The organism is Clostridium sartagoforme AAU1 (assembly GCF_000401215.1).
In the GTDB taxonomy this organism is placed as follows: Bacteria; Bacillota; Clostridia; order Clostridiales; family Clostridiaceae; genus Clostridium; species Clostridium sartagoforme.
In genome coordinates this window covers 26,601-46,008 of sequence record NZ_ASRV01000149.1, presented here as the reverse complement: position 1 = coordinate 46,008, position 19,408 = coordinate 26,601, and the positions used below count along the sequence as shown (strand labels likewise).

17 protein-coding genes are annotated in these 19,408 nt (G+C 29.1%); 16 read left to right on the top strand and 1 reads right to left on the bottom strand.

From position 1 onward, the window contains the following. Nucleotides 1–236 precede the first annotated feature (236 nt). From A500_RS11730 to A500_RS11720, 3 genes are all read left to right on the top strand, one after another. Nucleotides 237–506 (top strand): CD3324 family protein, encoded by a 270-nt coding sequence (locus A500_RS11730; protein WP_016207806.1) that lies wholly within the window; start codon nt 237–239, stop codon nt 504–506. Between the two features lie 176 nt (nt 507–682). After that, nucleotides 683–1,096: a RidA family protein gene (locus tag A500_RS11725; protein WP_016207805.1), complete on the top strand. Its 414-nt coding sequence runs from the start codon at nt 683–685 to the stop codon at nt 1,094–1,096. Nucleotides 1,097–1,215: 119 nt separating this feature from the next. Then, entirely contained in the window at nt 1,216–2,088 is an 873-nt protein-coding gene (locus tag A500_RS11720) for an HDOD domain-containing protein (RefSeq protein ID WP_016207804.1), read from the top strand. Between the two features lie 67 nt (nt 2,089–2,155). On the opposite strand, the gene A500_RS11715 is transcribed toward A500_RS11720, so the two are convergent. After that, nucleotides 2,156–3,388 carry an MFS transporter gene (locus tag A500_RS11715; RefSeq protein WP_016207803.1) on the bottom strand — a complete coding sequence of 411 codons (1,233 nt, stop codon included), beginning with the start codon at nt 3,386–3,388 and terminating at the stop codon, nt 2,156–2,158. A gap of 578 nt (nt 3,389–3,966) precedes the next feature. Here A500_RS11715 and A500_RS11710 point away from each other — a divergent pair. The 13 genes from A500_RS11710 (at nt 3,967) to A500_RS11655 (ending at nt 19,406) form a co-directional block, all read left to right on the top strand. Beyond that, a complete protein-coding gene (locus A500_RS11710) occupies nt 3,967–5,271 on the top strand; it encodes an ABC transporter substrate-binding protein (protein ID WP_016207802.1) in 1,305 nt (434 codons plus the stop codon). 183 nt (nt 5,272–5,454) lie between these two features. Next, entirely contained in the window at nt 5,455–6,351 is an 897-nt protein-coding gene (locus A500_RS11705; RefSeq protein ID WP_016207801.1) for a carbohydrate ABC transporter permease, read from the top strand. Continuing rightward, the gene (locus A500_RS11700) at nt 6,344–7,198 is read left to right on the top strand and encodes a carbohydrate ABC transporter permease (protein WP_016207800.1); all 855 of its coding nucleotides are present in this window, start codon (nt 6,344–6,346) and stop codon (nt 7,196–7,198) included. The genes A500_RS11705 and A500_RS11700 overlap by 8 nt, the downstream gene beginning before the upstream one ends. Nucleotides 7,199–7,296: 98 nt before the next feature. Further along, nucleotides 7,297–10,452: a beta-galactosidase, LacZ type gene (gene lacZ, locus A500_RS11695; RefSeq protein WP_016207799.1), complete on the top strand. Its 3,156-nt coding sequence runs from the start codon at nt 7,297–7,299 to the stop codon at nt 10,450–10,452. An 86-nt stretch (nt 10,453–10,538) separates the two neighbouring features. Then, the gene (locus A500_RS11690; protein ID WP_016207798.1) at nt 10,539–12,080 is read left to right on the top strand and encodes a response regulator transcription factor; all 1,542 of its coding nucleotides are present in this window, start codon (nt 10,539–10,541) and stop codon (nt 12,078–12,080) included. Then, nucleotides 12,080–13,435, top strand: coding sequence for a sensor histidine kinase (locus A500_RS11685; protein ID WP_083935697.1), 1,356 nt, complete (start codon nt 12,080–12,082; stop codon nt 13,433–13,435). Before A500_RS11690 ends, A500_RS11685 begins: the two co-directional genes overlap by 1 nt. A 25-nt stretch (nt 13,436–13,460) precedes the next feature. Continuing rightward, entirely contained in the window at nt 13,461–13,829 is a 369-nt protein-coding gene (locus tag A500_RS20030; RefSeq protein ID WP_157453656.1) for a sensor histidine kinase, read from the top strand. Between the two features lie 155 nt (nt 13,830–13,984). After that, nucleotides 13,985–14,911: a GntR family transcriptional regulator YhfZ gene (gene yhfZ, locus A500_RS11680; RefSeq protein ID WP_016207797.1), complete on the top strand. Its 927-nt coding sequence runs from the start codon at nt 13,985–13,987 to the stop codon at nt 14,909–14,911. A 50-nt stretch (nt 14,912–14,961) separates the two neighbouring features. Further along, the gene (locus tag A500_RS11675) at nt 14,962–15,306 is read left to right on the top strand and encodes a PRD domain-containing protein (RefSeq protein WP_016207796.1); all 345 of its coding nucleotides are present in this window, start codon (nt 14,962–14,964) and stop codon (nt 15,304–15,306) included. Nucleotides 15,307–15,418: 112 nt separating this feature from the next. Continuing rightward, entirely contained in the window at nt 15,419–15,775 is a 357-nt protein-coding gene (locus A500_RS11670; RefSeq protein ID WP_016207795.1) for a DUF2620 domain-containing protein, read from the top strand. A gap of 68 nt (nt 15,776–15,843) precedes the next feature. Then, the gene (locus A500_RS11665; RefSeq protein WP_016207794.1) at nt 15,844–17,136 is read left to right on the top strand and encodes a YhfT family protein; all 1,293 of its coding nucleotides are present in this window, start codon (nt 15,844–15,846) and stop codon (nt 17,134–17,136) included. Between the two features lie 273 nt (nt 17,137–17,409). Continuing rightward, complete coding sequence (locus A500_RS11660; protein WP_016207793.1) at nt 17,410–18,285, top strand: phosphotriesterase family protein; 876 nt, start codon at nt 17,410–17,412, stop codon at nt 18,283–18,285. 11 nt (nt 18,286–18,296) lie between these two features. Beyond that, nucleotides 18,297–19,406: an aminotransferase class V-fold PLP-dependent enzyme gene (locus tag A500_RS11655; RefSeq protein WP_016207792.1), complete on the top strand. Its 1,110-nt coding sequence runs from the start codon at nt 18,297–18,299 to the stop codon at nt 19,404–19,406. Nucleotides 19,407–19,408 lie beyond the last annotated feature (2 nt).

Genomic DNA, 19,408 nt, shown 5'->3' with positions numbered 1-19,408 from the left:
GAAGATACACGGTTTAAAATAATTTAATTAATTTAGTAGAAATATGGAGTGTGATATCATGAATATTAATCTCATGGATAGAAAAATGCTTAAAATACTCTGTGCAAAGTCTGTATGTATGAGCTTGGGCGACAATTTGCACAGAGATAAATATTTAGTCGCTTTCAATAAATAAATTAATATATCTACAGGCTTTGTTTCCTTAATTAAATAATAGTTTTAAGGAAGTGAGCTTTATGAAATATGTAAGAAGTGATAGAATACTACCAGATGATTTAGTTAAAGAAATTCAAAAGTATATTCAAGGGCAATATATATATGTCCCTTCCCCTCCTGAAAAGAAAAAAAGATGGGGTGAAAAATCTAAAAGTAGAGATTATATAAAAGCTAGAAATGCAAAGATATTAAAGCAATATATAGGTGGAAAATCAATTAGCAATTTAGCTGAAGAATTCTTCCTTTCAGATAGTAGTATTAAGAAAATTGTATATAAAAAGAATAAATAGGTTAAAGCTACCACTCTTTTATGGGTGGTAGTTTTTATGTAAAAAATGATATAGAAATGATTAATCTCTTTCTAAAAAAATATAGAAGCTTTAGAATTATATTGAAGATGAAATTCATTTTAAAAATGAATTTGTAGATTTTTTTGTAAAGATTACAATAAAAGGAGAGAGTAAAAATGAATAAAAAAATATCATTAATTCATTCTAATAATTTAGCTTCAGTAGATTATGCTTATGCTGGACGTATCCCTTCAGGAATGGACATATTATTTTTAGCGGGGTCATGCCCTATTAATAGAGATGGGGAAGTACCTCATTTGAATGATTATGAGCTTCAGGCAAAACTCTGTGTAGAAAATTTGAAAGAAGCACTGAAAGACTGTGGTGCCAATTTAGAAGATGTTGTATATACTAGAGTTATTGTAGCATCCCAAAATCAAGCAGATTTGGTAACTGCATGGGATGCAATAAGAAAAGAGTTTGGTAATCATGATGTTCCAAGCACTTTATCTGGAGTTACAGTATTAGGATATGCAAATCAATTGGTAGAAATTGAAGCAGTAGCAGCAGTAGAAAATAGTAAGAAATGATAGTAAATATATAAATGAAGATTTTATTTATAGTTTAAGTTATTGATATAATAATCGATAAATCTAATAAAAGATGGTTTAAATATGGGGAAAATGAGAGTGTATTGGAGGAATCAAATATGAATGGTTTAGAGATTATTGATATCATTGAGAAGTCTGACAGATTACCAGTAATGAGTAGTGAAATAACTAATATAATAAATATGATTAGTGATTATGATACCATAAACATAGAAGATCTTGCGGAGAAAATAGCAAGTTGTGGTAATCTTAGAGAATCATTATTAAGCAATGTCAATTCTGGGTATTTTAGATTAGCAAGAAAAATAGAGTCTTTATCAGATGCAATAGTATATTTAGGAATGGAGACTGTTGAAAGGTTAATAATAGCATATTTAATAAAGTATTTAATTCCTAATGAGATGGGAAGATCAAAGGAGCTAAATAGGGGAAAGTATTGGAAACATTGTCTAGGTACTTCAATTTCAGCTACATTATTGGCTGAAAAGATAGGTAAAAAAGATAAATATAAATATTTTGCTTATGGATTGATTCATGATTTAGGAGTAGCATTACTTGATATATGTGTTCCACATATAGTTGATGAAGTTGTAATAGCGCAACAAAAGGGAATTCATCAAATAATAGCAGAAAGATTAGTAATGAAGGGAGCTACACATGAGCAATTTGGGCAATGGCAATGTGAAAGATGGGGACTACCTGAAGATATTAAAGAAATTGTATCACATCATCATACACCTTTAATGGCTAAAAATTATAAAGAAGAAGTTTATATTCTTTGCATAGCAGATTCAATTAGTTCTTTATATTATGAAAGACTATTATGTTTGAATACTAAATATGTATTAAATAAAAGTGTTATGAAGCAGATGGGAATAACTGAAGAAGATATTGAAGAAATAACTAAAGTATTACCAATGAAGGTTGAAGAAGCAAATAAACAACTTAATTTCAATTTATTTCAGCAATAAAATTAAGAGAGCTCCATCTAAGAGCTCTCTTATATATTTGCTTATAAAGCTTATTTTCATAAAACTTTTATAACTTAAAAGTATTTATAGATGAGTTAAAAATGCTTACTACAGAAATTAGACTAGTTAATACTCCTGATAATAAAAACCACTTATCTACTCCAATTATTTCGCACATTGGTCCAGCAATTAATAATCCGATAGGTGTAGCAAATAACATTATACTATTTACTATTCCAATAACTCGTCCCAAAATGCTAGGTTCAATAGAACTTTGGATTAATACATAAAATGAAGCACTATATAAGGGTCCGCTTAATCCTATTAGGGCTGACATAACAAGAAATCCTATGAATATATTGCTTGGAAGCAGTCCAGATATAGTTAAAGCAATACCTGATAGCAGGACAGAATAACCTATTATTTTTACCTTTTTGTATCGTTCTCCTATAATTCCGATTAATGTAGAACCAATAAGCATTCCAACTGCAAAAGCAATCTCAGCAAATCCAGCTTCAACAGCTCCACCATTAAAATGCGAACTTACAATAAGAGGAAATAAAGATCCTATAGGAATATATATCACAGCAACCATTGATAATATTATGGTTAATATAAACAATGCTTTATGTTTTTTTAGTTCTTTAAATCCATATTTAACTTCAGTAATAAAGCTTTCATTTTTAGTTTCTTCTATTTTTATTGGATTAGGTATATTTACAAAAGTTATTGATATACAAGCTATTACAGCTCCAATAATATCTACAAGCATAACATATTCAATAGAAACAAAACCAAGCATAAAGGCTGCTAAAGCTGGTCCAAAAATATTAGATGCAGATTGAATAAATTGAGTTACACTTGCTGCAACTGATAAATTTTCCTGTGGGACAATCATAGGGATTGATGCTTGCATTGCTGGCATATGAAATGCACTGCCTATAGATCTAATAATAAGAACAATATAAATTATACTTAAAGATTCTCTGCCAATAAAAAATGCAATTATTAAAATTAATGTTGCCATTGCAATTGCTATATCAGCATAAATCATAATAAGTTTACGCTTATTTCTATCTACAATTGCTCCAACAAAAGGTCCTAAAATTGCTTGAGGCAGAAAACCAACCATTGATGCAATGGTTAAAACAATTGCAGAGTTTGTTTCCATTGTTAACCACCAAACTATAGCAAATTGAACCATACTGCTTCCTATAATAGAAAAAAATTGTCCGGCTGATATTATATAAAATACTTTTTTCCAATTGTTAATTTCATTATTTTTTAATTTCTTTTCCATAAGTCAAATCTCCTTAATACTATTAAATTTTATTTCAAATTAGTTTAATAGCACAGAGCATGACTTTACTTAATGATAGTCACAATCTGTGCACTATCTTCTTAATTTTAAAGATCCAACTATCATATTTAATCCTCCTTAAAATTAGGCATAAAAATACTCTGAAGAATTATAGTTACCTCAAAGTAAAGTTAATGTCTAAAATTCTCTTATAGGATAATTTATTTTAATGGATTTGTAAAGCGCTTTTACTTATTTCTGAATTTTTGGACCTCAGAGGTAGTAAATTAAAGCTAAAAAAATCCAATTTTATTAAAAAAGTCCAAGCTTTACGTAATATTTCAGTTATTTTAAAAAGGAAATCTAAAAATATTAAAAACTTACATAAAGATATTTCTAAATTAAATTAAGGATCATGTGATAATATAAATATGTAGAGTGTAAAGCATTACAAAGTAAAGTAACATATAAGTGTTTGCATTGATTTAAGAAGAAGTTTATATAAATGTAAGCTATATATGTTAGAGGTTAAATACTAATAAAATATTATACATGTAATTTAATATGGAGGGGTTTAAATGAAAATCAAAAAATTAGCATCGATTTTATTGGCAGCAACGTTAAGTTTAGGTCTAGTAGCTTGTGGGAGTAATAGTGGAAGCACAGGCAAGAAGGACGAAGACAGCAAAAGCAAGAAAATAACAATATGGGCATGGGATGAAGCTTTCAACATAGTAGCAGCAAATAAAGCTAAAGAAATATACAAGAAAGAAAATCCAGATGCAGAAATTGAAGTTGTTACAATGGCTCAAGATGATATTGTAGCTAAATTAAATACAAGTTTATCCTCAGGATCATATGAAGGACTTCCTAATGTTGTATTAATTGAAGATTATAAAATTCAAGGATATTTAACAGCATACAAGGATGAATTTGCAGACTTATCATCAGTAGCTAAAAAAGATGACTTTGCAGAATATAAAACAGGTGTAAATTATATTGACGGTAAATTATATGGAGTACCTTTTGATAGTGGAGTAGCAGCAACTTTTTATAGAACAGATTTAATTGAGAAAGCTGGATACACTAAGGAAGATATGGAAAACTTAACTTGGGAAAAATACATTGAAATAGGTAAGGCTGTAAAAGAAAAAACTGGAGTTGCAATGTGTACATTAGATCCTAGTGATATAGGACAAATTAGAATGATGTTACAAAGTGCAGGAGCATGGTACACAGATGCTGATGGAAAAGTTTCAATTGCAGACAATCAAGCATTAAAGGATTCTATAAAAGTATATAATGAATTAGTAAAATCAGGAATAACAAAGCAAACAGCAGATTGGGATCAATTTGTAGGAGCATTTAATAATGGCGAAGTTGCATCAGTAGTTACTGGTTGTTGGATTGGACCTTCAATTAAAAAGGCTGAAGATCAAAGTGGAAAATGGGCTATAGCACCATTCCCTAAAATGGCAAGCAACTCTAAATCTGTTAATGCATCTTCAATAGGAGGAGCAGGTTGGTATGTTCTTAAAAATGTTGGAAATACAGATATGGCAAAAGATTTCCTAGGAAAAACATTTGCTTCAAATGCAGATTTAATGAACGATTTAGCAGATTCTATAACTTTAGTTAGTACTCTAAATAAAGCAGCACAAGCTTCAAATTATTCAAAACCAAATGAATTCTTTGGTGGACAAGAAATATTTGCAGATTTTGCAGATTGGACAGGTAAAGTACCTTCAGTAAATTATGGTTTACACACTTATGCTATAGAAGATATCATGACTGAAGCTGTTCAAGCTATAGTTAATGGAGCAGATATTGATTCAACATTAAAAACTTTCCAAGGTCAAATTGAATCAGCAGTAGCACAATAAGGATAAGAGATAAATATTATATTCCTTGAGACCTCGCAGGCTCCAAGTCACCAGAATATAATATTTATCATCACAGACTTAATAAAAATAGGTAATTAGTCTATAAATTCATAAATAATAAAAAATAGCCATTTATTAAAGGATAATTAGTAAATGGCTATTTCTTGTATAGGGGGAGTACACTTGAAGAGGAGTAATAACAATAGAAGTATAAATTATAAATTAGATCGAAAAGCGTGGTTATTTGTTATACCAAGTATCATACTAGTAACTGTATTTGTGTTTTATCCAATGATACAAGCCTTTATAACATCATTACAAAGTGGAATGGGTAATAATCTAAGTTTTGTTGGTATAGATAATTATAAAAGAATGCTTACAGATTCAACATTTAAAAAAGCATTATTTAACACGGTATTATATTTAGTGATTCAAGTACCAATCATGATTATTTTAGCTCTTGTAATATCAGCTCTATTAAATGATAAAAAATTAAAAGCAAGAGGATTTTTCAGAACAGCGATATTTCTTCCATGTGTTACATCACTTGTAGCATACTCAATTATATTTAAAAGTTTATTTGCAACAGATGGATTTGTGAATGTATTTTTAATGAAAATTAACATGATATCACAACCAATTGCATGGATTACTCATCCTATATGGGCTAAACTATTAATCATAATAGCAATAACATGGAGATGGACAGGTTACAATATGGTCTTTTACTTAGCAGGAATGCAATCAATTGATGATTCAATATATGAAGCAGCTGAAATTGATGGAGCAAATGCTTTTATGAGATTTAAATGTATAACACTTCCATTATTAAAGCCTATTATCTTGTTTACAACAATAAACTCAACAATAGGAACATTACAATTATTTGATGAAACTGTGAATATAACTAATGGAGGCCCAGCAAATGCAACAATAACTATTTCACAATATATATATAACTTATTATTTAAATATTCGCCGAATTTTGGATATGCAGCAGCAATTTCATATGTAATAGTTCTTATAATAGTAATACTATCATTTATTCAATTAAAAGCAGGAGGAGATAAAGATGAGTAAAAAAAGTGGAAAAAGCAGAGTAATAAATTTTTTGAAATATTCATTTTTAACTATTTTATCTTTTGTATCAATTTTCCCATTTATTTGGATGATTATAGCTACAACTAATAAATCAGTTGATGTAACAAGAGGAACTTTAATACCAGGAAGCTATTTCTTTGAAAACTTAAAAAGTCTTTTAGGATCAGATCTTAAATATATGACAGCATTTAAGAATTCATTAATAATTGCAGTTCTTACAACAGTCTTAGCCATGATAGTTTCTTCACTAGCAGGATATGCATTTGAAGTATATAAAACTAAAACTAGAGATAAAGTATTTAATTTTATATTACTATCTATGATGGTACCTTTTGCAGCTTTAATAGTTCCTTTATTCAGATTATTTAGCAAGCTTAATAATGTGCCAGGACTAAAGACAATATCATTAAATACTCATGGAGCAGTAATTATTATTTCAATTGCAACAGCCTTTTTGATATTTTTCTTTAGGCAAAATACAAAGACTTTTCCAAAGGATTTAATAGAAGCAGCAAGAATAGACGGTCTTGGAGAATTTGCTATATTCTTTAGAATTTACATGCCAACAATGAAATCAACTTATGCAGCAGCAACAATAGTTACATTTATGGCTAGTTGGAATAATTATTTATGGCCACTTATAGCTTTACAATCACCAGATAAAAGAACTTTACCACTTGTTATATCAGCTTTAGGATCATCATATACCCCAGACTATGGAATGATTATGACTGCAGTTGTAATTGCAACACTTCCTACAGCATTAATCTTCTTCTTAATGCAAAAGCATTTTGTTGCTGGTATGACAGGTTCTGTAAAGGGATAAAATTACCAATTTTCTGGACCTCAGGGGTCCAATAAATTGGTCCCCTGAGGTCCAGAAAATACCAAAATACTAATATAAAGAGGAGTGTATAGAGATTTATGTTAAAGTCAATAAACACACAAAATCAAAAGAACAAGACTATTGAACCTAGTTTAGCTTGGCTATCAGACCCAGAAATTTTTAGAGTTAATAGAATAGATGCTCATTCAGACCATTTGTTTTATGAGAATAGAGAAGATTTAGCATTAGGTTATAATATGCCTCTTAAGCAAAGTTTAAATGGAAAATGGAGATTTTCTTATGCAGTTAATCCAAGAAGTAGAATAAAGGATTTCTATAAAGAAGATTATGACTGTAGTGGATTCGATTTTATAAAAGTCCCAGGACATATTCAAATGCAAGGATATGATAAGTGCCAATATATAAATACAATGTATCCATGGGATGGAGTAGAAGAACTTAGGCCTCCACACATATCAGAGGATTACAATCCAGTAGGAAGTTATGTTAATTTCTTTGAAGTAAAAGATGAACTTAAGAATAAAAGAATATATATATCCTTCCAAGGGGTTGAAACAGCATTTTATGTTTGGTTAAATGGAAGTTTTGTAGGGTATAGTGAAGATACTTTTACCCCATCAGAATTTGAATTAACAGAATATCTTAAATATGGAGAAAATAAACTTGCAGTTGAAGTATATAAAAGAAGTAGTGCAAGCTGGATAGAGGATCAAGATTTTTGGAGATTTTCAGGAATATTTAGAGATGTATATTTATATGCAGTTCCAGAGTTTCATGTAAAGGATTTATTTGTAAAAGCTAACTTAGATGATAGCTATAATAATGGTAAACTAAAGGTTGATATAAATTTGGTAAAATTTACACCCCTGGGGTCCAAAAATTTCCAAATGAAAGCTTATTTAAAGGATAGAGATGATAATTTAATTTATAGCTTCGAAAATATTGATGTAAATGACAGTCTAAATGAAGCTAATGTTACTCTTAGTGCAGATATAAGTGATATTAAATCTTGGAGTGCTGAAGATCCATATTTATACACTCTTTATATTGAACTTTTAGATAGCGAAGGAAATTTATTAGAAATAGTTCCACAAAAGCTTGGATTTAGAAGATTTGAAATGATAAATAATATAATGCACTTAAATGGAAAGAGAATAATATTTAAAGGCATAAATAGACATGAATTTAGTTCTGTTAATGGACGAGCAATAACAGAAGAGGATATGCTTTGGGATATAAAATTCTTAAAGCAAAATAATATAAATTCAGTAAGAACATCTCATTATCCAAATCAATCTTTATGGTATAAGCTTTGCGATGAATATGGTATTTATTTAATAGATGAAGCTAATTTAGAAAGTCATGGTTCATGGCAAAAGATGGGAGCTTGCGATCCAGAGTGGAATGTGCCAGGATCACTTCCAGAGTGGAGAGATGTTGTTGTTGATAGAGCAGAATCTATGCTTCAAAGAGATAAGAATCATCCATCAATTTTAATATGGTCTTGTGGTAATGAATCTTATGCAGGAAGTAATATTTTAGAAATGACAAAGTATTTCCATGAGAAAGACGATACAAGATTGGTTCATTATGAAGGCGTAGTTTGGAATAGAGATTTTGAAGAAATAACTGATATGGAAAGTAGAATGTATGCAAAACCAGCAGATATAGAAGAATATTTAAATAATAATCCTAAAAAACCTTATATAAGCTGTGAATATATGCATGCCATGGGAAATTCCTGTGGAGGAATGAAGCTATATGCAGATCTTGAAGATAAATATCCAATGTATCAAGGTGGATTTATATGGGATTATATAGATCAGTCTATAGAAATAATTAAAGATGGAAAAAGAGTATTTACTTATGGCGGAGACTTTGATGATAGAGCAACAGATTACTGTTTTTGTACAGATGGAATTATTTATGCAGATAGGACAATATCTCCAAAGGTTCAAGAAGTTAAAAAGCTTTATGCAAATGTTAAACTTACTCCAGATAATAAAGGAGTAACAATAAAAAATGATAATTTATTTATAAGTACAGGTTGTTATGATTTTGTTGTGTATATAGAAAAGGAAGGAAATAAAGTTTTTGAAAAGACAATAAAAATTGATGTTAAGGCAAGTAGTAAAGAATATATCAAAATAGATTATCCAGAAATAAAAGAAAATGGAGAATATACTTATAATGTTTCTATGAGATTAAATGAAGATACATTATGGGCAGAAAAGGGACATGAAGTTGCTTTTGGACAAGGAGTTTATAATATAGAGAGCAATAATAATTGTATAAAAGGAGACTTGAAAGTTGAAAACGTAGCTTGTACAATTGTAGATGATGATGGTAATGTTTGCACTTTAGACAGCCCAAATACATTTAAAATAATTCATGGTGATGTGAATATAGGGGTTACAGGTAAAAACTTTTCAATGATGTTCTCTAAACAAGAAGCTGGTTTAATATCTCTTGTATATGATGGAAAAGAATATATAACAAGAGTTCCAAGAACATCCTTCTTTAGAGCAGCAACAGATAATGATAAGGGAAATAATCATAATTTTAGGACAGCACAGTGGCAAATAGCAGGAATGCATCAGATATTAGTAGATTTTAAATATATAGAAGAAAAAGATAAGATAACTTTAACTTATAAATTTGAAATGCCAGTTAGTGTTAAAACTTTTAATACAGTGACTTATACAGTGACTCCAGATGGAAGCTTAAAGGTTGATTTACACTATGAAGGTGTTGAAGGATTACCTGAATTACCGTTATTTTCTATGGATTTTAAGCTTAAAAAAGAATTAAGTAATTTTGAGTATTATGGATATGGCCCAGAAGAAAATTATATAGATCGTAATAATGGGGCAATGCTTGGAAGATTTAAAAATACAGTATTAAATAATTTATCCAGATATTTAATCCCACAAGAATGTGGTAATAGAACAGAAGTAAGATGGGTAAAGGTTACAAATAACAATGATGAAGGATTATGCTTTAAATATGTTGATAAGCCATTTGAGTTAAGCGTATTGCCATATAGCGCATATGAACTTGAAAATGCAATGCATATAGAAGAACTTCCACCTGTTAATTATACATGGGTACGTATAATTGCAAAACAAATGGGTATAGGTGGAGATGATAGCTGGGGAGCTCCAGTGCATGATCAATATAAAGTTTCATCTAAAGAAGATATAAACTTAAGCTTTATTATATCAAAGAATTAAATTTTTGAACCCCAGGGGACCAATTAATTGGACCCCTGGGGTCCAAAAAATTCCAAAAAGTATGGAAGGTTTTGAGGAGTGGTATTATGAAAAAGGGTTATTGTAAAGTTTTAATTGTAGAAGATGAATTTATTATGCGTCAAGGAATGAAGCATATGCTTGAGTGGGAGAAGGAAGGCTTTACAATAGTTGGAGAAGCAAGCAATGGACAAGAAGCCTTGGAATTAATTGAAATTTTAAGACCAGATATTATAATTTGTGATATAGTTATGCCTATATTAAATGGTGTTGATTTTTCGAAAATGGTACAAAAGGATTATCCAGATTTACAAATCATTATTTTAAGTAGCTATGATAATTTTGAATATGTAAAAAGTACTCTTTTAAATGGAGCAGTGGATTATATTTTAAAGCCAACATTAAATCCAAGTCAATTGTTAGCAACATTAAAAAAGGCTGTTGATAGAATTCCAGGTTTAGAATTGGTTAAAAATGAAGAAGTTTATTACAATAATTTAATTGAAAGATACTTACTTGGTTTTGATTCTAAATTAGATAGCAATAAATTTATAGATATATTTCCATATAGCTCTTTTAGAATATTTGGTATAAATTTAAAGCATGCTTGTGGAAGAAATAAAGATGATATAAAAAGAATAAAAACAGTAACCGAGAATTTTTACTTAAATAATAAGAGCTACAAATATCTAAGGATAATGATAAATGATGAAATCTTTCTAAATATAATTAATTACAAGATAAGCAAAGAAAATGAAATAGAAAAAAATATTGAAAAATATCTTGAGAAGAATATTATAAATAAAGAAAATGTTCTTTTTATAATCACCCCTAAGTTTGATAACATTTACAAGGTTAAAGAAGCTTACAATGAAAAATTTATACCATATTTGTCTCATAAGTTTTACCATAAGAATGATATATTATTAAACACAGAGAAATTAAAGACTACAGAAAAGTTAGAAAAATTTGATTCTAGTAGATATTCAAGCTATATAAAAAATAAGGAATTCAATTCAGCAATTAATATGATAGATGAGTATGTTAATTATGCTGTGAATTTGAAAATGGATGAATATAAGCTTAAGAATCTTGTGAAGAACTTGCTATATAATGTTCTGGTAACATTAGAAAATTATAAGATTGAAACTGAGGAACTAAGGCAAGGTTATTTTAAAAGAATAGATAATACTTCATATTCTCAAGATTTTATTAAAGAAATAGATAAAATAATATTAGAACTTAAAGATATTATTTCTAAAAGAGTTAGTATTGAAGAAGAAAAAATTAAGGAAATTTTAGAGTATATAAATGAGCATTACAATGAACCTCTTGAGTTAAGCGATATTTCAAGAGTATTTAATTTTAATTATTATTATTTATCATATTATTTCAACAATCATTGTAAAGAAGGTTTTTCAGAGTATTTAAATAGAATCAGAGTAGAAAAATCTTGTGATTTATTATTCCAGAACAAGTTTTATGTTTCTGAAATAAGCAATATGGTTGGATATTCAGATCATAGTTATTTTTGTAGAGTATTTAAAAAGATAACAGGATATACACCAAGCAATTACAGACGATTAAAATCAAGGGAGAGTGAAATGTAATGAAGAAGAAGCTGATAAAGAATAGTCTATTTGTTAAGATATTATGCGTTGTTGTTGCAGGAGTAATTTGTGTATCAGCTTCTATTAGTTACATTATAATTAATATATCTAAGAATATTTTTACAGATACATATAGTGATTCTCAAAAGAAAATATTTGAAGAGATAAATGATGAACTTTATGATTTTCATGGTGAACTAGTAAAAGTAATAAATTCTGTAAATTCACATAGAGCATTTAGACTTTTTTTCACTGCAAATGATTTATCAACAAAAGAAAATTTTTCAACTATATATAGTGTTAAAAATCAAATGAAATCAGCTTTATCAACTAACACTTATGATATGAGTGTCTTAGTAGTAGGATTAAATGAAAAATCTTATTTTAATCGATCAGAAATTTTAACTATGAGGCCAAAAGAAATATTGAATATGGATATTTCTAAGAAGGCATTAGAAAATAGTAAAACTATTATATATAACTATTTAGAAAAAGGTTTTACATCATCAACAAAGGATGAAGGAGTAATTGTCATAACAAAAGCTTTAAATTTGAAAGATGGGGAACCTTATGGAATTATATATTTTACAATAAAAGAAAAAGATTTTGAAAAATTCTATGATTATTTTACTTTAGAAATAAATGATATAGTTTTATTAAATGAAAATAATGAAGTCTTATCTTCAAATAAAAAAGAGAATATCGGACAAGTTCAAGAATCATTTAGAAGTAATATAGATGAGTTAGTGTTATCGAAGGAACTTAGTAAGAGTTATAATAACAAAAAGAATACAATATTAATTCAAAGATTGCCATATTGTAATTTAACCATATGTGGAACAGTTGATAATTATAAAGCACTAGGAAAAATGTATGATGTAAGTAAAATAGTTTTGATTTGCGTTGTAATAACTTTAGGAATTTTAATAGGAATATTTTTAATTGTTAGGCAAATGACAAGGCCTTTATATTTGCTTACTGAAAAAATGTCTAATGTAAGAAATGGAAACTTTGATGAATATATAGAAGTAAAAGGACCAGGAGAAGTTAAAGAACTTTCATCTACATTTAACTATATGATAAAGGACTTAAATAGATATGTTAATGAACTTGTTAAAGCTCAAAAGGAAAAAAGAAAAGCAGAAATTCATGCTTTGCAAATGCAAATAAATCCACATTATATTTTTAATACATTATCAAGTATAAAATGGCTTATATGGCAAGGCAGTAATGAAAAATCAATATCAGCACTTGATTCATTTATTAGCCTGCTTAGAAATACCATTAGTAAGACAGATGAGTTTATAACAGTAGAAGAAGAAATAGAAAATATAAAAATTATGTTTTATAAATAATATTAGATATGGGGATAGGATTAAGGTGGAATATTTTATAATGCCTGAATGTAATGGATATTTAGTTCCTAAGCTTATTTTACAACCATTCATTGAAAATTCATTTTTTCATGGTTTTCCATCTGACGAAGAAGGAAAAATTCAAGTATTTATAAAAGAACAAGGTGAAGATATAAAAATAGAAATATATGATAATGGAGTTGGAATAGAAGAAGAAACTTTAGAAAAGGTTAAAGAAAAGAGAGAAACAAGAAATGAGCATTTTAGTGGAATAGGAGTAAATAATGTTGATAGCAGGATTAAGCTTATTTACGGGAATCAATATGGAATAGAAATAAAAAGTAAATTAAATAAAGGAACCACAGTGACAATTTTACTACCTATAAAAGAATAATTTCCAATTTTTGGACCCCAGGGGTAATAGAGCTATTACCCCTGGGGTCCAAAAAATTGGAAATAAAATATTTTAAAAATACTCTTGTAAAGGTAATCAAAAGATGCTATATTATAAATATACAAAATATTGTACGTTAAATCGGGGGTGATTAGGTGGATGTTCATAATAAGCTTATGCAAAAGCTTGGAATAGCAATTACTTCTTTAGCAGTTGAATTTTTACCCTTAAATGTAGGTGATAGAATAAAAACTGTGGCAGAACTTTCTGAAAGCTATGATACAGCAAGAGGAACAATACAATCTGCCTTAAAATTCTTAAAAGAGCATGGTGCAATAACTTTAGAATCAAGAGGACATTTAGGAACTTTTATTCAGAATATAGACTATATAAGACTTCTAGAACTTACAGGTATAAAGTCATTAGTAGGGGTTATGCCATTACCATATTCAAAAAGATATGAAGGATTGGCAACTGGAATTTATAAATGTTTAAATGATAATGGAGTAAATACAAATCTTGCATTTATGAGAGGATCTAATCATAGATTAAAGGCATTAGAAGATGGCAGATATGATTTTGCAGTAACTTCAAGGTTAACAGCAGATTATTATTTAGAGAATAATAAACAAATCCAAATAGTTAAAAGCTTTGGAGATTTTAGTTATGTTAATGAACATATAATAGTTGTTTCAAAGGAATTTAAAGGTGAATTCAAAAAAGGAACAAGAGTTGGGATAGATAATTCATCTATAGACCAATTTATGCTAACAAAAATATATTTTGATGAAATAGAAGTAGAATATATTCCTCTAAGCTACAGTCAATTTATGACAGCTATAAAGGAAAATAAAATAGATGCAGCAATTTGGAATTTAGATGATATTGAAGATAGAAAAGATGATATTAAGTTTATTCCAATAAATAGAGAAAGTAAAAATATTAAAGATACAGAAGCAGTTATAATTTCTAACAGAAGAAATTCTATAGTTCCAGCACTTTTTTCTAGAGTATTAAATGTAGAAGATGTGAAGGAATATCAAAAATCAGTTATAGACAAGCAAATAATGCCTCAATATTAGGGGTATTGTAAGCATCAAAATACAAAAAAATGTACATTGGAGGTTTGAAGATGGATTTAACATTAAGATTAAACATACTAAGAGACGCAGGACAATTATCACAAGATAACTATGATAAAGTTATAAAAGTTATAGAATACTTTGAAGAAAAAAGGGGAATAAAGCTTTTAGAAGAAAATTCAGCTATGTTCATAACTCATTTGTGCTCTGCTTTATCAAGAATTGAAAATAATGATTTGGTAAATAAGCTAGAAGAGGTTGTAGCGCAATCTTTAAAGGAAGATAAAAATTATGAAAAAGCTGTGTTAGTAGCAAGGGATTTAGAGAATATCTTAGGTGAAATTCCAGAATCAGAGTTTGATTTTATAGTAATGCATGTTTGTACTTTACTTTAATTAATAACTTAATGTATGACAAGATAGAAAAATTTAATAATAAATAAACTTAATGCAAAAGCTAATACTAAAACTTAAAAAGAGAAATTTTAAAATATGGGAGGAATAAAAAATGAAAAGAATAGTAGTAGGCGGACAAATAGACAAACAAAGAGTAGCAGACATAATTGCCAAAGTAGCAGGAGACAAAGTGACAATTGAAATCAAAAGTGATATAGAAGCAGCGATGGCAATAAAAACAGGAACAGCAGATTTTTATTTAGGTGCATGTAACACTGGTGGCGGTGGAGCACTTGCAATGGCAATAGCATTACTTGGAATGAACCAATGTGCAACTGTATCAATGCCAGGAAATATTAGAAGTGAAGCAGAAATAAAAGCAGAAGTTGAAGCAGGAAAAAAAGCATATGGATTTACAGCACAACATGCAGAAGAAGTTATACCAGTAATACTTAAGTATTTACTATAGAAGTAAATTATAAAAATCAATCAGTTTTCATTTAAATTTATTATAAAAAATTTTAGGAGGTATTATTTATGCAATACGTAGTTGTAGCACTTTTAGGTGCACTAGCAGCAATATTAGCAAATGCAGGTATAGCTGTTTTCAATGATGGGTTTAGAGCTATAGTTCCAGAATACTTAGAAGGAAGAATGGACAAGAAAGCTTTAGCAGCAACATCTTTTGCAATTAGCTTTGGATTAGTTATAGGTTTTGGTATTCCAGTATCAATAGCTGCATCCATTATATTAATTCACAGTATATTATTAGGTACTGATATTATAGGTTCTTTCTGTCCAAGTGGCAAAAAAGGACTAGTTATATCAGGGGTAGTAGGAGCTCTTTATGGAGTAGGTATAGTTTATGGACTACAAATTGTAGTTGATTTATTTGCAAAGTTACCAGTTAATTTCTTAGGTGCATTAGGACAAGTTGGAACTCCAATAACAGTTGCTTTTGCAGTATTCCCAGCACTTGTTGTTTCTTATCAATTTGGAATTAAAAAAGGTTTCCTTACAGGAATAATTGCTTTATTAGTAAGACAAATTACTGCAATTTATGGAACTTTTGCTGTAAATGGTGGTGCAGCTAAAATTAAATTGGATCAAGAAGGTATGGCATTACTTGCAGGTATGATAATCATGATAATTTTCGCGATGCAAGAAAAAGCAGATCCAAATGCACCACAAATTGATTTAGCAGCAATTTTTGCTGAAAGAGTTAAGAAGATTAAAAAGAATTTACCTATATTAGCATTAATGGGTGGATTAGTATCAGCAGCAACAAGCCTTAGTTTAGTAGCTGGAGACCCAATAAGCTTAAATCTTTTAGCAGAAGGAAAGACAACTGAAGCTGCAATGACAGCATTTGCAAGAGGTATAGGATTTATACCACTAGTTGCAACTACTGCAATTTCAACTGGAGTATATGCACCAGCAGGTATGACATTTGTATTTGTTGTTGGATTCTTAATAGGAAACCCAATATTAGCATTTGTTGCAGGAGCAGCAGTGATGGCTTTAGAAATTTATTTCTTAGATGGATTAGCTAAGCTTATGGACAAGTTCCCAGGAGTTAGAAAATGTGGAGACAACATAAGAACTGCAATGAGTAAGGTTTTAGAAGTGGCTTTATTAATAGGTGGTATGATGGCTGCACAAGCTATGGCACCAGGACTTGGATTATTCGTAGTAGTTGGATTATATGTATTAAATAAAACTTCAAAGAAACCAATAGTAGACATGGCGGTTGGTCCAGTAGGAGCAATAGCAGTGGGTATATTAATAAACGTATTATACTTAGTTGGATTATATGTAGTACCTAAGTAGGAATGGGAAAAATTAAGGAATGAAAAAGTGAAAGAGTTAGGGAAATAACTCAGACAAGCTGAGTTGGGAAGAAGGGAAGAGTGAAAGAGTTAAGGGGATAACTCAGATAAACTGAGTTATGGGAAAAATGAAAAAAGTGAAAGAATTAAGGAATAAACTCCTAAGGAGTTTAAAAAATCAAATTTCCCATAATTCAGCTAGAGCTGAATTATCTCCACAATTTTTTCATTATTCATTTTTTCATTCTTCCCATTAAACAAAGGTGGTGTTTTTATGAATAAGGAAATTATTTATGCACATGAGCATATTACAATAGATTTGTCTGGAGTAAAGAAGGATATAGATTGTTTTTTAAATAATAAAAAGCAAACTATTGAAGAATTTAAAGATTTAAAGGCTAAAGGAGTTTCTACAATTATAGATGTTACAAATAGAGGCATGGGTAGAAGTACTGAATATGTAGCTGAAGTAATTAATGAAACAGGAATTAATATTCTTCAATCAACTGGATATTATAAAGAGCCATTTCTTCCAGAGGAAGTTTATAAAATAAATGAGAAAAAAATGGCTAAGATTTTAGTAGATGAAATAATAAATGGAATTGATGAAACATCGGTAAAGGCATCTGTTATAGGTGAAATAGGAACTAGTTTAAATAAGATAGAAGAGATGGAAAAGAAGGTTTTTGAAGCTTCATGTATGGCTCATCTTGAAACTGGAACTCCAATAATAACTCATACAACTCTTGGAAAATTAGGACTTGAGCAAATTGATATATTTAAAAATTTTAATGTGGATTTATCTAAGGTGACATTAAGTCATATAGATTTAAGTGGAGACTTAGAATATATGGTTAGACTTCTTGATACAGGAGTGAATATAGCGTTTGATACAATTGGGAAAAATAATTATCAACCAGATGAAAAAAGAGCAGAATGGTTAAAAGTGCTTTGTGAAAAAGGATATAGCAATCAAATAGTATTATCTATGGATATTACAAGAAAATCTCATTTTAAAGACAATGGTGGACTTGGGTATAGTTATTTAATAGATAACTTCTTGCCAAGATTATATGAAAAAGAAATTTCTAACAAGCATATAGAAAATATGTTAGTTAATAATATAAAAAATATATATAGACTAAAGTAGGAGGATAGCTTATGAGAACATACCCATTACATTCAATAGAGTTAGAGGAAGCAAAAAAGCTACAATTTAAAGTAATAGATACTATAACAAAGCATTTCGATGGGAGAGAAATCCTATCTTTAGGAGATTTAGGAGTTGTTAAAGGGCTAAATAAACCAACTTATACTAAAAAGGTAGAAAATGTTTTTGCAGAAGTATTTGATGCAGAAGCTGCAATTTTAGTAAGAGGAGCAGGAACAGGAGCAATAAGATGGGGATTAATTAGTTTCATGAAAAGTGGAGATACTATATTGGTTCATGATGCACCAATATATCCAACTTCAAAGGTTACAATTGAAACTATGGGACTTAATGTTGTAAAAGCTAACTTTAATAATTTAGACAATATAAAAGAAGTGATTTCAAAAAATCCAGAAATAAAAGGTGCATTAGTACAAAATACAAGACAAAAGATTGATGATTCTTATGATTTAGAAGAAGTTATAACTGCTATTAAAGAAGGTAATCCTAATATAAAAATAGTTACAGATGATAATTATGCAGCTTTAAAAGTAAAGAAAATAGGAAATCAATGTGGAGCTGACCTTGGAAGCTTTTCATCTTTTAAAGTATTAGGACCTGAAGGTGTAGGAGTATTAATAGGGAAGAAAGATCTTATAGATAAAGTTTACTCACTTAATTATTCAGGAGGAAGTCAAGTTCAAGGACATGAAGCAATGGAAGCTTTAAGAGGACTTGTTTATGCTCCAGTTGCATTAGCAATACAATCAGAAGTGAATGAAGAACTTGTAATTAGATTAAAGAGTGGAGAAGTTGAAGGCGTAAAAGATGCATTTCTTGCAAATGCTCAATCTAAGGTTTTATTAGTTGAGTTAAATGAAGATATAGCAGAAGATGTGCTGGAGTTAACTACAAAATATGGAGCAGCATCACATCCTGTGGGGTCAGAATCAAAATATGAATTTGTTCCTATGATGTATAGAGTTTCAGGAACTTTTAGAGAAGCAGATCCTACTTTAGAGAAAAGAATGATAAGAGTAAATCCAATGAGAAGTGGTGCAGACACCATAATAAGAATTTTAAAAAGCGCAATTGATGACGTTAAAAGAGAAGCAAAGTAAGG

What these genes read in the sequence shown, in the direction of transcription:
- A500_RS11730 (WP_016207806.1), top strand. Translation starts at nt 237, where the DNA reads ATGAAATATGTAAGAAGTGATAGAATACTACCAGATGATTTAGTTAAA.
- A500_RS11725 (WP_016207805.1), top strand. Translation starts at nt 683, where the DNA reads ATGAATAAAAAAATATCATTAATTCATTCTAATAATTTAGCTTCAGTA.
- A500_RS11720 (WP_016207804.1), top strand. Translation starts at nt 1,216, where the DNA reads ATGAATGGTTTAGAGATTATTGATATCATTGAGAAGTCTGACAGATTA.
- A500_RS11715 (WP_016207803.1), bottom strand. Translation starts at nt 3,388, where the DNA reads ATGGAAAAGAAATTAAAAAATAATGAAATTAACAATTGGAAAAAAGTA.
- A500_RS11710 (WP_016207802.1), top strand. Translation starts at nt 3,967, where the DNA reads ATGAAAATCAAAAAATTAGCATCGATTTTATTGGCAGCAACGTTAAGT.
- A500_RS11700 (WP_016207800.1), top strand. Translation starts at nt 6,344, where the DNA reads ATGAGTAAAAAAAGTGGAAAAAGCAGAGTAATAAATTTTTTGAAATAT.
- lacZ (WP_016207799.1), top strand. Translation starts at nt 7,297, where the DNA reads ATGTTAAAGTCAATAAACACACAAAATCAAAAGAACAAGACTATTGAA.
- A500_RS11690 (WP_016207798.1), top strand. Translation starts at nt 10,539, where the DNA reads ATGAAAAAGGGTTATTGTAAAGTTTTAATTGTAGAAGATGAATTTATT.
- A500_RS11685 (WP_083935697.1), top strand. Translation starts at nt 12,080, where the DNA reads ATGAAGAAGAAGCTGATAAAGAATAGTCTATTTGTTAAGATATTATGC.
- A500_RS11675 (WP_016207796.1), top strand. Translation starts at nt 14,962, where the DNA reads ATGGATTTAACATTAAGATTAAACATACTAAGAGACGCAGGACAATTA.
- A500_RS11670 (WP_016207795.1), top strand. Translation starts at nt 15,419, where the DNA reads ATGAAAAGAATAGTAGTAGGCGGACAAATAGACAAACAAAGAGTAGCA.
- A500_RS11665 (WP_016207794.1), top strand. Translation starts at nt 15,844, where the DNA reads ATGCAATACGTAGTTGTAGCACTTTTAGGTGCACTAGCAGCAATATTA.
- A500_RS11660 (WP_016207793.1), top strand. Translation starts at nt 17,410, where the DNA reads ATGAATAAGGAAATTATTTATGCACATGAGCATATTACAATAGATTTG.
- A500_RS11655 (WP_016207792.1), top strand. Translation starts at nt 18,297, where the DNA reads ATGAGAACATACCCATTACATTCAATAGAGTTAGAGGAAGCAAAAAAG.